The sequence below is a fragment of the Saccharothrix longispora genome, from assembly GCF_031455225.1.
GTDB lineage: Bacteria > Actinomycetota > Actinomycetes > Mycobacteriales > Pseudonocardiaceae > Actinosynnema > Actinosynnema longispora.
Genome location: NZ_JAVDSG010000001.1, coordinates 781,102 through 796,875 on the forward strand (window position 1 = coordinate 781,102; position 15,774 = coordinate 796,875).

The window sequence follows — 15,774 nt, forward strand, 5'->3', positions numbered from 1 at the left end:
GTGAGGTGCGCCGTCAGCTGGTCAGGGCGGTGAACTCGGCCAGCACCTCGGACGCCGTCACCGGGTCCAGCTCGCCGAACGTGCGACCGCCGCGCGGCCTCCAGCCGGGGCCCGACGCGTCGGTCACCCAGATGTCGGTGAGCTTCTGCTCCGGGAACTCGTGCGGGATGCCGACCGCGATGCCGGGGTCCAGGTTCACCACGACCGAGCCGCCGTCGGCGAGCGGGCGGGTGATCCAGCACTCGACGCCCGCGTCCTGCGGCTGCCCGCGCTCCCAACCGCGCTTGGTCAGACCCAGCAGGCGGCCGACCGGCACCACCGACCCCTCGAAGCGCTCCAGCTTCGCCGCGCGCCGCTCGGCCGCGTCCAGCGCGTGCACCGGACGGCCGAGCTGGGGGAACGGCTGGAGGATCTCGTAGTCGGCGAACACCTCGGACCACGCCGCCAGGTCGTCGCCCAGGTGCAGGGGGTGCGCCACGCCGACCCGGGCGTCGTCGGGCAGCTCGAACGCGTCGTCCGCGACGTCGGCCGGGGTGCGGTCCTCGGCCACCCGGAACGACGCGCCGCCGTCGGTCACCCACACCAGCCGCCGCACGATGTGCCACAGCAGCGGGTGACCCGCGAGCAGGGTGCGGAACTCGGCGGCGCTCCACCGGCGGCCCAGCACCATCGCCAGCTCCAGCCGGGCGATCTGGTCGGCGGCGACCGAGCGCACGTCCTTCTTCAGCGCGCCGAACCGCTTGTGCTCGGCGGCGGCGCGCTCCGGGTCGTCCTTCGCGCCCGGCTTGGGCAGGTCCTTGCGCCGCTTGCCGTCCTCGTCCAGCACGTACGGCTTGAGCTGCTCGTCGAACCCGACGGTGAACCGGCGCGGCCCGTAGTCGACGACCAGCGTGGCAGCCTCGTCCAGGCCGAAGTCCGGCACGAGCCGGTCGGCCAGCTGCTCCGGCGCCAGGTCCAGCGCCGCCGCCACGGACGCGATCTTCTCCTGCGCGCGTTGCTTGAGGCCCTTGAACTTCGCCTTCTGCGCGATGCCGTTCAGCGACACCAGCGCCAGGTCGGTGCCGATCGCGGCCAGCACGTCCAGGCCCGCGACGGCCCGCTGGTGCTGCGACTCGCCCGGCCACGCCCGGATCAGCGGCGTGAGCACGCGCACCGTCTCGTCGTCGCCGAACAGGCCCTGGGCCGTCATCGCCCACGAGTCCTTGGACGGCATCCCGGCGGCCTGCCACAACCGGAACAGCTCCCGGCCGAACGCGGCCAGCGACGCCGGCTCGCACAGCTCGCGCACCACCTCGACACCCTGGTACGGCTCGTCCGGCGTGGACAGCGCCACCATCGTCAGCACGTGGCCGACGGATTCGGCGGGCAGCGCACGCCCGGTGCCGCGCACCACGACCTGGGGGAGCAGCGCCGGGTCGGCCCAGTCGCCGGGCACCGGCACCTTGGCGGGCAGCACGGCGAACGGGTCGACGGCCAGCACCCGCTCGACCGCCCGCTCCGCCTCCGGCCCGTGCTCGCGCGCCGCCTCGCGCGCCTGGTCGGGCACGAGTCGCAGCACGGCCTCCGCGGCGCGCCGGACCGGACCGGCCGGCCCCACGGCGGCGGGCAGCAGGAACCGGGCGGCGTGCGCCGGGTGCCGCCGCACCCACGCCACCGCGCCGGCGCGCGCGGACTTCAGCCGCGACGCCCAGTCCGCGACCCGCTCGGCCACCTCGGTCGAGACGAGCGGCCCCAGCAGGGGACCGGCGCTCGCCGGGTGGAACGACGCGATGTGCAGCACGGGGCCGATCGCCCGCTCCCCGAACCGCACCACCAGCGCCTTGGCCAGCTGCTCGGCGTCCCACGACTGGGGCGGTCGCCACGCGTCGACCAGCGGGGTCACCAGCTCCTCCGGCCCGTGGAGGAAGAACCTGGCCTGCGTGTGCCAGGGCAGCTTGCCCTCCTCGAACGCCCGCGCGGCCGACGACCAGCCGCCGGGCATGTCGGGGAGGTGCCGGGGCAGGCCGGCCGCGACCCACGCCTCCCGCTCGCCCGGCGCCCACTCGACCGCGCGGTGCGCGGACGCGGCGAGCCCGGTGACCACGACGGGCTCCACCGGCGCGCGCTCGACCGTCCACGGCGGACGGACGAGCAGTTCGGGCAAGCCGTCGACCGCGTCGTCGAGCCGGTCGGCCGCGGCGGCGCGCAGCTCCTCCACGGCGGCGCGGCCGACCGGGGACAGCTCGACCTGCTCGGGCAGCCCGGGGTGGCGCTGGAGGTGTGCCTTGAGCAGCAGGCGGGCGGCGGGCCCGGACGCCTCGGACAGCAGCCGCAGCGCGCGCACCGGGAAGCGCCGCGCCATCTCCTGCACGGCGGGCTGCACGCCCTTCTCGGCCACCCTGGCCAGCAGCAGCGCGAACGCCTCGTCCGTGGGCAGCCGGACGAACGCGTCCAGCAGCAGCTTGCGCAGGTCGGACCTCGGGTCGCGGTCGAACAGCGTGGCCAGCGCGGGCGCCGCGGCGGGACCCACGCCGTCGAGCACCGAGTGCAGCGTGCGGTCCCGGCCCAGGCGCCAGGACGCCCAGTCCTGCTCCACGACGTGCCGGAGCTGCCCGGGGCCGCCGATCGAGTGCAGCAGCCGCAACCAGTCGTGGGCGTGACCGCGGGCGGTGACGTCCTCGCACACGCGGTCGACCCAGTCCCGCCGGTGCGGCACGAGGTAGGCGACGGCGAACCGGGCCACCGGGTCGGCCAGGTACTCCTCCAGCGCCTGCTCCACGTCCTCGACCCGCTCCGCCGCGGCGATCAGCTCCCGCACCCGCGCGCCGACCACGCCGCCCGACACGGAATCCGGGTACCGGCCGGTGTGCGGCACCTGGAACCGGAGCACGCGCGGCGTCTCCCGGAGGCCGGCGCTCGTCCAGTGCAACTCCACCCGGCACAGCTCCACCACGGCCCGCGCCGCGAACGGCAGGCCGTGCTCGACCACCCACGCGTCGGCGAACGCCTCCACCACGGGCGTCATCGGGATGCCCTCGCTCACCAGGAGCCGCGCGACCACGCCCGCGCCGAGCGGCGTGGCCGCGCCGGCCAGGTGGGCGAGGGCTGCGTCGACGAGCTCCCGCTCGCTGTCCCGCTCCTCCAGCGCCGCCCGCGACTTGGGCGGCAACGCGGCGAGCGCGGCCCGCACGGTCCCGACCGCCTCCGGCTTCGGCGCCGCGTCCCACCGCACCACGCCGCCGCGCCTCGGGTGCACGCCCGCCCACCACGACCGCGGCAGGGCGAACGAGTCCTCGTCCGGCAGCCCGCCGGCGGCCTCGACGGACGACTCCGCGCCCGGCAGCCGCCCGGTGACCTCGCGGTAGCCCTTCTTCTCCTTCTCCCGCACCAGCTTCGCGACGTGCGCCTCCGCGGCGTCCCCGGTGTCGAAGGACTTCTCCTTCGCCTGGCCCTCGGCCCCGAGCCGTCCGTACCGGACGGTCACCGCCGTCCCGTTCCGGTCGACCTCCCAGAACTTGGCGGAGCCGCCCTCGACGAGTTCCCACCTGCGCACGTCACACCCCCTGCTTGACCGAGTCGTGGCGGACACTACGACGGGGGTACGACAATTCCCGTTCCCGCGCACGCAGAATGGTGCCGTGGACCACGCTACGGCTTCACTGTGGACGGCCCTCGGCGGCGGCCCGGAGGACGGGGTCGAGTACCGCGGAGCGGGTGACGTGCTGCCCGCGCGGCTGCCGGTGCGCGACCTGGCCCGCGCGACCGTCGGCGCGTGCTCGCTGGCGGCGGCGCGGCTGCGGGCGGTGCGCGCGGACGTGCCCGTGCCGCCGGTCGTGGTGGACGAGGGCGCGGTCGCGACGGCGTTCACCAGCGAGCGGCACCTGCGGGTCGACGGACGGCCCGGCACGTCGTTCGCCCCGCTGTCCGGGTTCTGGCGCACCGCAGACGGGTGGGTGCGCACGCACGCCAACTACCCGCACCACCGCGACCGGCTGCTGCGCGCGCTCGGCGTGCCCGACGACCGCGACGCGCTGGCCGGGGCGCTGGCCGGGCGCGCGGCGGTCGACGTGCAGGAGGCGGTGTACGCCGCGGGCGGGCTGGCCGTCGCCGTGCGCGCCGACCCCGACCCGACCCGGCGCCCGCTGGTCGAGACGCGCCGCACGACCGCCGACCGCCGCGACCTGCCACCGGCCGACCTCCCCGCGGCCGGCGTGCGGGTCCTGGACCTCACCAGGGTCATCGCGGGGCCCGTCGCGACCCGCGCGCTCGCGTTCCTGGGTGCGGACGTGCTGCGGGTCGACAGCCCGCGGCTGCCCGAGGAACCGGACGCGCACGCGGACACCGGGACGGGCAAGCGCTCGACCCTGCTGGACCTCGACGACCCGCGCGACCGGCGGGCGTTCGACGACCTCCTCGACCGGGCGGACGTCGTGGTCACCGGCTACCGCCCCGGCGCCCTGGACCGCTACGGCCTGGCGCCCGGCGCACTGCTGGCGAGGCGGCCGGACCTGGTCGTCGCCCAGCTGTCGGCCTGGGGCTACGAGGGGGAGTGGGCGGCGCGGCGCGGGTTCGACAGCCTCGTGCAGGCCGCCACCGGCATCGCCGCGGTGGAGGGGGACGGCGGCGTGCCGGGCGCGCTGCCCGCGCAGGCGCTCGACCACGGCACGGGCTACCTGCTCGCGGCGGCCGTGCTGCGCGGCCTGGCCGAACCCGGTGGCCGGCACGTGCGGCTGTCGCTGGCGGGCACGGCGTCCTGGCTGCTGCACGACCTCAGTGCGACGGCCGCGCCCGAGGGCTCCCACGACCCGCAGCGGTGGCTGACCACGACCCCGTCGCCCTACGGCCCGCTGCGGCACGCCGCACCACCCGTGCACTACGCGGGTGCGCCCGCGGGCTGGGAGCGCGGCCCGACGCGGTGGGGTTCGGACGCCCCGACCTGGCGTTGAGGCGACAGCCCGGAATCCGCTGTGGACGCGGCGCCGGCCACCGCGCGGGACGGTGTGTCGATCACCGCCGACTCCTCCCGCGTGGTGAGCGGACAAACCCCTACTGGAAGTGTTACGACTGAGACACACGTTCGAGGGGTCACCTCATCGGGTACCCCCGGCGCTGACGTGCGCGCGACGTTGGGAGCACCGGTGGAGGACCGCACGATCGCAGGTCGGTACAAGCTGACCGAGCGGATCGGCTCGGGTGGGATGGGCGTGGTGTGGCGTGCGGAGGACGTCCGGCTGCGCCGCGTCGTGGCGGTCAAGGAGCTGCTGGCCCGCACCGGGTTCGACCAGGAGTCGGTGGACCGCGCCGTGCGCGAGGGCCGGATCGCGGCCCGCCTCCAGCACGCCAACGTGATCGCCCTCTACGACGTCGTCGAGCACGACGGCCACCCGTGGCTCGTCATGGAGTACCTGCCGTCACGCAGCCTGGCCACCGTGATGAGCGAGCGCGGCAAGCTGCCGGCCGAGGAGGTCGCGCGGATCGGCGCCCAGCTCGCGTCCGGCCTGGCCGCCGCGCACGCCGCCGGCGTCGTGCACCGCGACGTGAAGCCCGGCAACGTGCTGGTCACCGAGTTCGGCACGGTCAAGGTCACCGACTTCGGCACGTCGCGCGCGGCCGACGAGGTGACCGTGACCGCGTCCGGGATGCTCGTCGGCACACCCGCCTACCTGTCGCCGGAGGTGGCCCGCGGCGGGAAGGGCGAGTTCCCCGCCGACGTGTTCGCGCTCGGCGCGACCCTGTACGCCGCGGTGGAGGGCGAACCGCCGTTCGGCCTGGACGGCAACACCATCGCCCTGCTGCACCGGGTCGCCGACGGCCGGTTCGCGCCGCCGGCGAACGCCGGTCCGCTGGCCCCGGTGCTGATGCGCCTGCTCGACTCGGACCCGGCCACCCGGCCGACCATGGCCGAGACCGCGCGGATGCTCCAGGAGGTGCGGTTCGACGGCGCCCCGGTACCGGTACCGGTTCCGGCGAAGGCCCCGGCGGCGACCGCGATCATGACGAGCCTGCCGGACCCCGAACCGACGCCCGAACCCGAGCCGTCGTCCCCCGCGCCGGCGCCGCGGACCACGCCGCCGCCCCGCCCCGCCGCCCCGCCGCGGACCGCCCCGCCGCCCCCCGCGTCGCGCCCGAACCCGCCGCCGGCGGACCCCGCGCCCCGGTCCGGGGACGAGGACCGCAGCGGCAACCGCAAGGCGCTGCTCGGGCTCGCGGGCGTGCTGCTGGTCGTGGCCGTGGCCGGGCTGCTGGTGTGGTTGCTCAACCGGGACGGGGAGCAGTCGCCGGCCGCGCAGCCGGGCACCACGACCACGCCCGCCTCCCAGGACGGCGAGCCGCCCGCCGACCAGCCGCAGGGCACCACCGAGGAGCAGCGGGAACCCACCGCGACGACGACCACGACCACCCAGGCGGAGGCGACGACCACCACCTCCGACGCGCCCGCGCCCACCCCCGCCACGCCCGACCAGGCGATCAGCGACTACTACGGCCAGATGCCCGGCAACCTCCAGGGCCTGTTCGCCCGCCTGAGCGACAACTTCAAGGCGTCCCGGGGCCTGACCTACGCCGGCTACGAGGACTTCTGGAACGACTTCTCCGAGGTCGAGGCGAGCAACGTGCAGGTGACCGGCCCGAACACGGTGGCCGCGACCATCACCTACACCCGGCCCGGCGGCGGCCGGGAGCAGGAGAACCACGTCTACACGCTGGTGCAGGCCAACGGCCAGTGGCTGATCGACAGCCAGTCGCCGTGACCGGCGCGACGACCGCGCGGCCCGCCGTACCGGCCGGTGCGGTCCGCACCGGGGTGGTCGGGGACCGGGAGCCGGCGGAGGTCCGCTACGCGCGGACGCCCTGAGCGGTCGGGAGCGTCGCCCGCCACACGTCGATCACCAGGACCGGCCGCATGCCGGCCGACTCGTACAGGCCCGGCGCGGGCGTGGGGTTGTTCGAGTCGACGTGCAGGAGCGTGCCCCCGAGGCCCGCCGCCGCGTGCCGGTGGAACGCGTGCCGCAGCAGGTGCCCGGCCACGCCGCGCCCCCGTGCCGCCGGCACCACGCCCAGGTGGCCGACGTACCCGGAACCCTCGTCGCGGAACTGGTCGGTGCACTCCAGGAACCCGGCGGGCGCGCCGTCCAGCTCGGCGAGCCACACCTCCGCCCAGTCGGAGGTCGACTTCCCCTCCAGCTTCTCGTGCCACGCCTCGTAGGTCTTCGGCGTGAACCCGAACTGCCCGGCGAACGAGGCGTTCCACACCGCGTGCACGGCACGCCGCACGTCCTCGTCCAGCGCCTGCCGCAGCACCAGCCCGGCGACCGGCGCGGGCGGCGGCACGTCGCCGGCGTGGTCGACCCGCATCCGCCGGAACGTGGTGGCGGGCGCGAACCCCAGGGCTGCCACGGTGGCGCGCAGCGCCTCGTCGTCCCGGTGGACGCCCTGGTCGACGCGCACCTCGGCGCGCCCGGCCTCCCGGCCGACCTCCCGCGCCCGGTCGAGCACCCGTGCGAACAGCCAGTCGACGACCGCCGGGTCCGCCGACACCACGTCCACGTCGACCTCGCCGCCGTCGCGCGCGTCGGCGGTGCCGTAGCCGACCGGCCCGCCCGCGGCGTCGGACACCAGCCACGCGTCGCGCTCGGGCCGGCAACCGGGCCTGCCCAGCTCGTCGCGGACGTCGGCGAGCGTGCAGTCGGCGTACCCCGCCACGGCCGTCGTGTACGCCCTGACCAGGGAGAGGACCGCCTCCGCGTCGTCGATCGTCGCCGGCCGGGAGACGAGGCCGGCGGGAAGGGTGTCGGTGACCACGGCGGCATCGTGCGCCGCCGTGGCCGCCGGTGTCGACGGGTTAATCGTCCGGCCACCGCCAGCCCACGCAGAACGTGCCGGGGCCGAAGCCCAGCGCCACGGCGTGCGTGTAGCCGTCCGGCGTCACCGGCATCCGCCGGTGGTGCTCGGGGTCCTGGTGCGCCGGGGTCATCGTGTAGTGGTGGCAGGACACCGGCAGTTCGGCCGGGTCGAACCGCACCTCCACCACGTAGTCGTGGATCGGCGCGCGGAACTTGCGGCAGTAGGTGTCGTCACCGCGCGGGTACGGCGGGCCGACCATGTCCGTGCCGTGCTCGACGACGATCGTCTCGCCGCGCGCCAGCGGCCGGTCGAACAGCAGTTCCGCCGCGACCACCCCGGTCCGCTCGTCCCGCGCGACCCGGCCCAGCCGGCACGACCGCAGCGGCACGATCGACGGCGACGGGCCGTTCTCCGTGATGTCCTGGACGGTGAGCCAGCGGTCCACGCCGTCCCGGTTGGCGCGCAGCACCTGGCGGGTGCGCACGGTGCGCAGACCCCGGTCCGCCGCGACCTCCACCTGCACGTGCAGCGAGATGCGGGTCAGCGCCTCGTCGGTGTCGGTGTCGACGCGCGACAGCAGCGGCCCCAGCCGCGCCCGCGCCGGCCACATCTCCTCCAGCGACGGCCCGTGGAACGGCCGCTTGGTCCGCCCGCGGGCCCGGGGCGCGCCGAGCAGCGCGGTCAGCGACCCCGGCGGCACGTCCAGCACCTCCTCCAGGTGCCGCACGGCCACCAGCGACCCGCGGCGCTCCGGCCTGCGGCGACCCGACTGCCAGTAGCTCAGCGCGGCCACGCTGATCGTGGTGCCGCGGTGGCGCAGCCGCTCCTGGATGCGGTCCAGGCCCAGACCGCGGGCGGTGATCGCGGCACGCAGCGCGGTGGCGAACGGGTCCTCCCGCACGACGTCGTCCCGGATGTCCATCGAACCTCCTCCGTCGCCGGACCACCGGCTGACGCTACGCGGTGACCGCGTCCGCCGGAAGCGTCCGGATGCGGGGCCGCGAACGTTCCCCCGTGCTGTGTGGACGACGGCCGGCTTAAGGTCACCGGATGATCGAGGACGCCCGTTCCCGCTGGTCGCCGGTGCTGCTCGCGGTGCTCGCCGCGGTGGCCGCGCTGGCCGTGCTGGCATTCCGCCCGCCCGCGCCCGTCGCCGACGCCCCGGCGGACGCGTTCGCCGCCGGCCGGGCCGAGGTGCACCTGCGGGAGATCGCGCAGCGGCCCCACCCGATCGGTTCGGCGGACAACGAACGGGTCCGCGACCACCTCGTGCGCACGGCCCGCGAGCTGGGCGCCGAGGTGACCGTGGAGTCCGACGACGTGGTCCACCGGTGGCGGGACGTGGAGCGCGTGGCGACCGCGCACAACGTGGTGGCGCGGGTGCGCGGCTCCGACCCGGCGCTGAGCGGCGGCAAGGCGTTGCTGCTGGTCGCGCACCACGACTCGGTGCCGACCGGTCCCGGCGCGGCCGACGACGGCGCGGCGGTCGCGGCGATGCTGGAGACCCTGCGGGCGCTGACGGCCTCCGGGGTGCGCAACGACGTGGTGTTCCTGTTCACCGACGGCGAGGAGGCGGGGACGCTCGGCGCGGAGGCGTTCGTGCGACGCCACGGCGTCGGGGAGTACGGCGCGGTGCTCAACTGGGAGGCGCGGGGCAGCGGCGGCCCGGTGTGGATGTTCCAGACGGGTCCCGGCAACGGTCCGCTGGTGGACGCGTTCGCCGGGGCGTCGAGCAGGCCGATCGCGAACTCGCTGGCCTACGAGGTGTACCGGCGGATGCCGAACTACAGCGACTTCTCGGTGTTCCTGGACGCGGGCGCACGGGGGCTGAACAGCGCGTTCATCGAGCACGTGCACGACTACCACTCGCCCTACGACGACCTGGAGCGGCTGGACCGGGGCAGCCTCCAGCACCACGGCGAGACGATGGTCGGCCTGGTGCGGGCGCTGGGCGACCGCGACCTGCGGACCGTGGACGGCTCGTCGGCGGTGTACTTCGACCTGTTCTCCCGCGTGCTGGTGCACTACCCCGTGTGGTTCGCGGTGGTGCTCGCCCTGCTGACCGCGCTGGGCCTGGGCGTGGCGCTGTTCGTCCACAGAGGACGGTTGGCGTGGCGGCGGGTGCTGTTCGCGGCGGCGGTGTCGGCCGGCGCGGTCGTGGTGGCGGGCGGCGCGGCGTTCGGGGTGTGGGCGCTGGTCGCCGCCGTGCGGCCGGAGCTGGGCTTCCTCGCGCTGTCCGAGCCGTACGAGCGGGGCTGGTTCGTCGCCGGGTTCCTGCTGCTCGGCCTGACCGTCCTGCTGGCGGCGGTGCGCCCGCTGCGGCGCTGCACGCGGACCGAGGCGCTCGCCGGGGCGCTCGTCCTGACCGCCGTGCTGCTGGTCGCGTCGGCACTGGTCGTGCCGGGTGCGAGCTTCCTGTTCCAGTGGCCGCTGCTGCTGGGCCTGCCCGCGCTGTGGTCCCCGCGGCTGTTCGTCCTGCCGCCGCTGGCCGCCGCGGTGGTCCACCCGCCCCTGGTGGGCACCCTCCTGGTGGCCCTGGGCATGCCGCTGGCCGCCGCCGGCGTGGTGTTCGCGCTGCTGGCGGGCGTCCTCCTGCTCCCGCTGCTGATCGACCTGCCCCGGTTCTCGGCACCGGTGGCGGCGGCGCTCGCGGTGGCCCTGGTGGCGGTCGGCGTCGTGCGCGTCGACTTCACCGAGGCCGAGCAGCGCCCGAACTCGCTGATCTACCTCCAGGACGACGAGACGGGGGAGTCGTCGTGGCTCTCCGCCGACCCGCAACCCGACGAGTGGACGTCGAGGGTCCTCGGCGACGACCCCGAGCGCGTGGCGCTGACCGACGAGTACCCGATGCTCACCACCGGGCTGATGCGCGCCGACGCCCCCGACCTCGACCTGCCGGCACCCACCGCCGAGGTGCTCGGCAGCACGACGGGCGAGCGGCGCACCGTTACGTTCCGGGTCACCCCGACCCCGTCCGCGTGGCGCACCCAGGTCACCCTCTCGGCCGGCGACTGCCGCACCGGCGACCTGGACCTGGGCGCCCGCGTCCTGGAGCTGTACGGCTCCGCGCCGCGCGACCTCGTCTGCGAGCTCGACCCGGGCGCACCCCTCACGGTCGCCCTGGCCGACCACTCGACCGGCCTCCCGCCCCGGGCCGCGGCCCTGGTCGGGCCGCGCCCCGGCGACACCATGCCGGTCCAGTCCGGCAACCGGGCGTTCGACGCGGCCCTGGTGCGGGCGGTGTTCCGGCTGTAGGAACGCGTCCGCGCCACGTAACCTGGGTGGCATGCGGACGCGGCCGACCCTGAGTTGGACGTCCACCGGTGCGCCGCTGCCGCGCACCACGAGCCTGGACGAGGTCGTGCGGGTCGTCGGCGCGGGCCGCGTGCTGGTGCTCAGCGGCGCGGGGCTGTCGACCGAGTCCGGCATCCCCGACTACCGGGGCGCCGGCGGCAGCCTGCGCAAGCACACCCCGATGACCTACGACGAGTTCACCGGCAGCGTCGAGGGCAGGCGCCGCTACTGGGCGCGCAGCCACCTCGGGTGGCGCACCATCGCCCGCGCCGCGCCCAACGCCGGTCACCGCGCCGTGGCGCGGCTGGTGGCCCGGGGGCACCTGTCGGGCGTCATCACGCAGAACGTCGACGGCCTGCACCAGGCGGCCGGCACGCCCGACGTGGTCGAACTGCACGGCGGCCTCGATCGGGTCGTCTGCCTGTCGTGCCGGCGCACGAGCCCCCGCGAGGAGCTGGACCGCAGGCTGCGCGCCGCCAACCCGGCGTTCGGCGCCGCCGCCACCGGGGTCAACCCCGACGGCGACGTGGACCTCGCGGACGACCAGGTGCGCGGGTTCCGGCCGGTGGACTGCGCCGACTGCGGCGGCGTGCTCAAGCCCGACGTGGTGTTCTTCGGCGAGAACGTGCCCCGCGCGCGCGTCGACGAGTGCCACCGGCGGGTGGACGACGCCGACGCCCTGCTCGTGCTGGGGTCCTCGCTGACCGTCATGTCCGGCCTGCGGTTCGTCCGGCGGGCGGCGGGCGACGGGAAGCCGGTGCTGATCGTCAACCGGGGCGAGACCAGGGGCGACGCCTGCGCGACCACCCGCGTCGACCTGCCCCTGGGTCCCGCCCTCACCTCGCTGGTCGAGCGCCTGGGGGCCTAACCCCGACGCAGCCGCAGCACGTTGTCGCGGCGCGTGCCGTGCTGGTCGCCGTGCGAGATCTCCCGCTCGACGGCCTCGTCCACCTCGACCACCCACCCGTCACCGAGGTCGAGGGCGGTCAGCACCTCGGCGTTGGTGGGGAAGTGGTGCTCGAACGGCGGCTCGGCCATGAACGACGGCCAGCCCGCGTGCCCGACGACCAGCAGCACGCCGCCCGGGGCGACGGCCGCCGCCGCGCGGGCCAGGATGCCGTCGCGCTCGCCCTCCGCCGCCCACTGCGAGTGCAGGAACTGCGCCGAGACCAGGTCGAACTCCCCGTCCGGGAACGACCGCGACAGGTCGTGCCGCTGCCAGTCCACCAGGTCCGCCACGCCGGCCTCGGCCGCCGCCGCCCCGGCGCGGGCCAGGGCCACCCCCGACACGTCGACCCCCGTCACCCGCCACCCCTGCGAGGCGAGCCACAGGGCGTCGCCGCCCTCGCCGCACCCGAGGTCCAGCGCCGTGCCGGGGTCGAGGTGGCCGACCTCGCGCACCAGCAGCTCGTTCGGCTTGCCCGTCCACGCCCGCCCGGTCTCCTGTCCGCGTTCGCGGTAGAGGTCGTCCCAGTTCTGCTCAGCCGTCGTCATGCCGCCATCGTGCGAGAGCACCCGGCAGGGTGACAACAAAAGTTGCCGGTTCGGCAACACGGCCCAGCGATGTCGTTGCGTAGTCAGGGTTATCCCTCGATCGAGTAATGCCCTATCGCTCGAACGAGACGCCAGTTGTCCGGCTCTACGCTGCCCCACCGTCGCCGGGATCACGCCCGCGCACGGTGCAGGGAAGAGTCGCGTGACTGGTTACCTCGAACTCGCCGCGTCCGCGGTGATGTACGCGCTGGGCATCGTCGCCCAGTCCGTCGCCTCCCGCCGCGCCGACGACACGACGAGCGGGCTCGGGCTGCTGGCCCGGCTCCTGCGCGATCGCCTGTACCTGCTCGGCTTCGGCGGTCAGGTGGCCGGGTTCGCGCTCGCGTTCCTCGCCCGCGCCGAGCTGCCGCTGTACCTCGTGCAGGCCGGGTCGTCGTGCGCGGTCGGGCTGGCCACCGCCTTCGGCGTCCTCGCGCTCGGCTGGCGCGTGCGGTCCGTCGAGGTCGCCGTGCTCGTCGTGATGGCCGCCGGGCTCGTGCTGCTGGTCGCCGCGGCCACCCCGTCGACCGCGCACGACGTGCCGACCGGCCCCGGGCTGCTGCTGTTCGGGCTGCCCGTCCTCGCGCTGGTCCTGGTGCAGCGGTGGGTGGCGGGCGTCGTTCCGCTCGCCGCGCTGGCCGGCCTCGCGTTCGCCGTCGTGGCGATCACCAGCCGCACGATCGCCGACGGGCCCCTGCCCGACCTCGTGTTCCACCCGCTGGCCTGGTTGACCCTGCTCGCGGCCCTGGTCGGCCAGTCCTACCTCGTCCTCGCCCTGCGCCGCGGCCCGGCGACCCCCACCGCCGCCACCATGGACGCCACCACCGTCGTGATCACCTCCGTCGTCGGCATCGCCGCGCTCGGCGACCGCATCACGCCCGGCCGCGAGTGGTGGGTCGCGGTGGGCGTCGCGCTCGTCGTGGCGGGCGTCCTGCTGCTCGGCTCCGCCGACCGGGTCGCCCGCACACCCGCGCGGGCGTCGGCATGAGCACCGCCAGCGTCTCGCTCGACCTGGACAACCTCTGGGCCTACCTCAAGACGCACGGCGACCCGGCGTGGGAGGGTCGCCCGAGCTTCCTGCCCACCGCCGTGCCCCGCCTGCTGGAGGTCTTCGGCGAGCACGGCCTGACCACGACCGTGTTCGTGGTCGGCGCGGACGCCGAGCGCGAGGACGGCGCGCGCGCCGTGGCCGACATCGCGGCGGCCGGGCACGAGGTCGCCAACCACTCGTACGGCCACGAGCCGTGGCTCCACCGCTACTCCCGCGTCGAGCTGGAAGCCGAGCTGGTCCGCACCGAGGACGCGATCACCGCCACCGGCGCGCCGCGCCCCACCGGGTTCCGCGGCCCCGGCTACAGCGTCACCCCGACCCTGCTCGGGCTCCTCGCCGAGCGCGGCTACCACTACGACGCCAGCACCCTGCCCACCTGGATCGGACCGCTGGCCCGCGCCTACCACAACCGCACCGCGCCCGACGGCGGCGCGGACGACCTGTTCGGCGGCTTCGGCCGGGTCCGCGCGCCCAACACCGCCTACCGCTGGCGCGTCGGCCCCGGCCTGGTCGAACTGCCGGTCACCACGATGCCGCTGCTGCGCGTGCCGATCCACGGCTCGTACCTGCTCCAGCTGCACCAGGTCTCGCCCCGCCTGGCCCGCGGCTACTTCCGGACCGCGCTGCGGCTGTGCCGGGCGCGCGGCGTGCAGCCCTCGCTGCTGCTGCACCCCACGGACGTGCTGGGCGCGGCCGAGGCCCCCGGCATGGAGTTCTTCCCCGGCATGGCGGTGCCCGGCGCGCGCAAGGTCGCGTTCCTCGGCTGGGTGATCGGCGCGCTGCGGGCGCACTTCGACGTCGTGGGCACCGGCGAGCACGTCCGCCGCCTGGGCGCCGGCCTGCGCGACCGCGACGTGGACCTGCTGGTGCGCCCCACGTGACCCCGCCGGACCTGAGCGGGTTGCTGCGCTTCTCCGCGTGCGCGACGGTCTTCGCCGCGCCGCTGGAGGGCTACCTGCTCCAGGTGCACGGCCAGCTCGCCAAGGTGGCGCCCGCGCTGCTCGTGGCGACCTGGGCGGTGGTGCGCGCGCGACAGCGCCGGGCGCCCGAACCTCACCCGGTGCACGCCGTGCTCGGCCTGTTCGCGGTGGTGCTCCTCGCGTCCTCGGCGCTGCACGCGGGAGGCGCGTACACGCTGGAGTACGCGCTGCGCTGGCTGCCGTTCCTGCTGGTCACGGTCGTGCTGATCGACGTGGTCGCGCGGGAGCTGCCGATCCGGGCCGTCCTCGCCGCCGCGGTGGCCGGCGCGGTCGTCGCGGCCGGCGGCGCGCTGCACAGCATCGTGGCGCTCGGCGAGACCCGCGCCACCGGGCCGCTGGAGGACCCGAATGACCTCGCCTACTTCCTGGTCGCCGCCCTGCCGATGCTCGTCGCCCTGCGCGCGCCGGGACGCGCCCGCACCGCCGCGCTGGCCGTCGCCGCCACCACGCTCGCGGCCGGTGCGGCGGCCACGTTCTCGCGCGGCGGGGGACTGGCGCTCACCGCCGCCGTCGCGTGGCTGCTCGCCCGGCGGGCGCTGCCGCTCAAGGCCCTCGCGGTCGCGGCCGGCGCGCTGGTCGCGGTCGGCGCGGTCGCGGTGCTGCTCTTCGGGCCCGAGCTGGACCGGGCCCTCCGGGAGAAGACCCACGTCGCGGGCACCAACGTCGACACCCGCGAGCTGCGCTGGCAGGCCGCCGCCCGGATGCTCGCCGAGCACCCCGGCCTCGGCGTGGGCCCCGGCGGGTTCCGCGCCGGCTACCCGGCGGCCTCGCACAACGCCGAGGTCGACGAGCAGTCCCCGGTCGCGCACAACATGTACCTGGAGGTCGCGGCCGAACTGGGCCTGCCCGGCTTCGCCCTGTTCGCCGCGCTCCTCGCGCTGACCGCCGTCACGGGCGAGCGCGTCCTGCGCGCCACCGCCGACCCGCTGCCGGTCGTCGCCGTCCAGGCGTCCCTGATCGCGGTCGTGGTCGCCTCGACCTTCCTGTCCCAGCAGTACTACCTGCCGTTGTGGTCGCTGGTGGCGGTCGTCGCCGCGGCCCACCTGCGCCTGAGGAGAACGAGCGACGTTGCGTGTGCTCCACGTGATCAGTGAG

Annotated in this window: 11 protein-coding genes; 7 read left to right on the forward strand and 4 right to left on the reverse strand. The window is 75.9% G+C overall.

Annotated elements, in window-relative coordinates:
* Nucleotides 1-13: 13 nt before the first annotated feature.
* The gene (locus tag J2S66_RS03415; protein ID WP_310303670.1) at nt 14-3,532 is read right to left on the reverse strand and encodes a DUF4132 domain-containing protein; all 3,519 of its coding nucleotides are present in this window, start codon (nt 3,530-3,532) and stop codon (nt 14-16) included.
* 85 nt (nt 3,533-3,617) lie between these two features.
* Here J2S66_RS03415 and J2S66_RS03420 point away from each other — a divergent pair, with 85 nt between their 5' ends.
* Nucleotides 3,618-4,925: a CoA transferase gene (locus tag J2S66_RS03420; RefSeq protein WP_310303671.1), complete on the forward strand. Its 1,308-nt coding sequence runs from the start codon at nt 3,618-3,620 to the stop codon at nt 4,923-4,925.
* A gap of 192 nt (nt 4,926-5,117) precedes the next feature.
* The gene (locus J2S66_RS03425) at nt 5,118-6,728 is read left to right on the forward strand and encodes a serine/threonine-protein kinase (protein ID WP_310303674.1); all 1,611 of its coding nucleotides are present in this window, start codon (nt 5,118-5,120) and stop codon (nt 6,726-6,728) included.
* A gap of 85 nt (nt 6,729-6,813) precedes the next feature.
* On the opposite strand, the gene J2S66_RS03430 is transcribed toward J2S66_RS03425, so the two are convergent.
* Both J2S66_RS03430 and J2S66_RS03435 read right to left on the reverse strand, forming a co-directional pair.
* Nucleotides 6,814-7,779, reverse strand: a complete 966-nt coding sequence (locus J2S66_RS03430; RefSeq protein ID WP_310303676.1) for a GNAT family N-acetyltransferase — start codon at nt 7,777-7,779, stop codon at nt 6,814-6,816.
* 40 nt (nt 7,780-7,819) lie between these two features.
* Complete coding sequence (locus tag J2S66_RS03435; RefSeq protein WP_310303679.1) at nt 7,820-8,743, reverse strand: hypothetical protein; 924 nt, start codon at nt 8,741-8,743, stop codon at nt 7,820-7,822.
* 128 nt (nt 8,744-8,871) lie between these two features.
* On the opposite strand from J2S66_RS03435, the gene J2S66_RS03440 reads away from it, so the two are divergent.
* Nucleotides 8,872-11,076, forward strand: coding sequence for a M20/M25/M40 family metallo-hydrolase (locus tag J2S66_RS03440; RefSeq protein WP_310303681.1), 2,205 nt, complete (start codon nt 8,872-8,874; stop codon nt 11,074-11,076).
* 31 nt (nt 11,077-11,107) lie between these two features.
* Nucleotides 11,108-11,983: an NAD-dependent protein deacetylase gene (locus J2S66_RS03445; RefSeq protein WP_310303684.1), complete on the forward strand. Its 876-nt coding sequence runs from the start codon at nt 11,108-11,110 to the stop codon at nt 11,981-11,983.
* On the opposite strand, the gene J2S66_RS03450 is transcribed toward J2S66_RS03445, so the two are convergent.
* Nucleotides 11,980-12,609 (reverse strand): class I SAM-dependent methyltransferase, encoded by a 630-nt coding sequence (locus J2S66_RS03450; protein ID WP_310303686.1) that lies wholly within the window; start codon nt 12,607-12,609, stop codon nt 11,980-11,982. The two genes, J2S66_RS03445 and J2S66_RS03450, sit on opposite strands and share 4 nt — an antisense overlap.
* Nucleotides 12,610-12,811: 202 nt before the next feature.
* Between J2S66_RS03450 and J2S66_RS03455 the strand changes: the two genes are divergently transcribed.
* From J2S66_RS03455 to J2S66_RS03465, 3 genes are read left to right on the forward strand one after another with little or no spacing between them, the layout of a single operon-like run.
* Complete coding sequence (locus J2S66_RS03455; protein WP_310303689.1) at nt 12,812-13,636, forward strand: hypothetical protein; 825 nt, start codon at nt 12,812-12,814, stop codon at nt 13,634-13,636.
* Complete coding sequence (locus J2S66_RS03460; protein WP_310303691.1) at nt 13,633-14,580, forward strand: polysaccharide deacetylase family protein; 948 nt, start codon at nt 13,633-13,635, stop codon at nt 14,578-14,580. The genes J2S66_RS03455 and J2S66_RS03460 overlap by 4 nt, the downstream gene beginning before the upstream one ends.
* Complete coding sequence (locus J2S66_RS03465; protein ID WP_310303692.1) at nt 14,577-15,773, forward strand: O-antigen ligase family protein; 1,197 nt, start codon at nt 14,577-14,579, stop codon at nt 15,771-15,773. Before J2S66_RS03460 ends, J2S66_RS03465 begins: the two co-directional genes overlap by 4 nt.
* Nucleotide 15,774 lies beyond the last annotated feature (1 nt).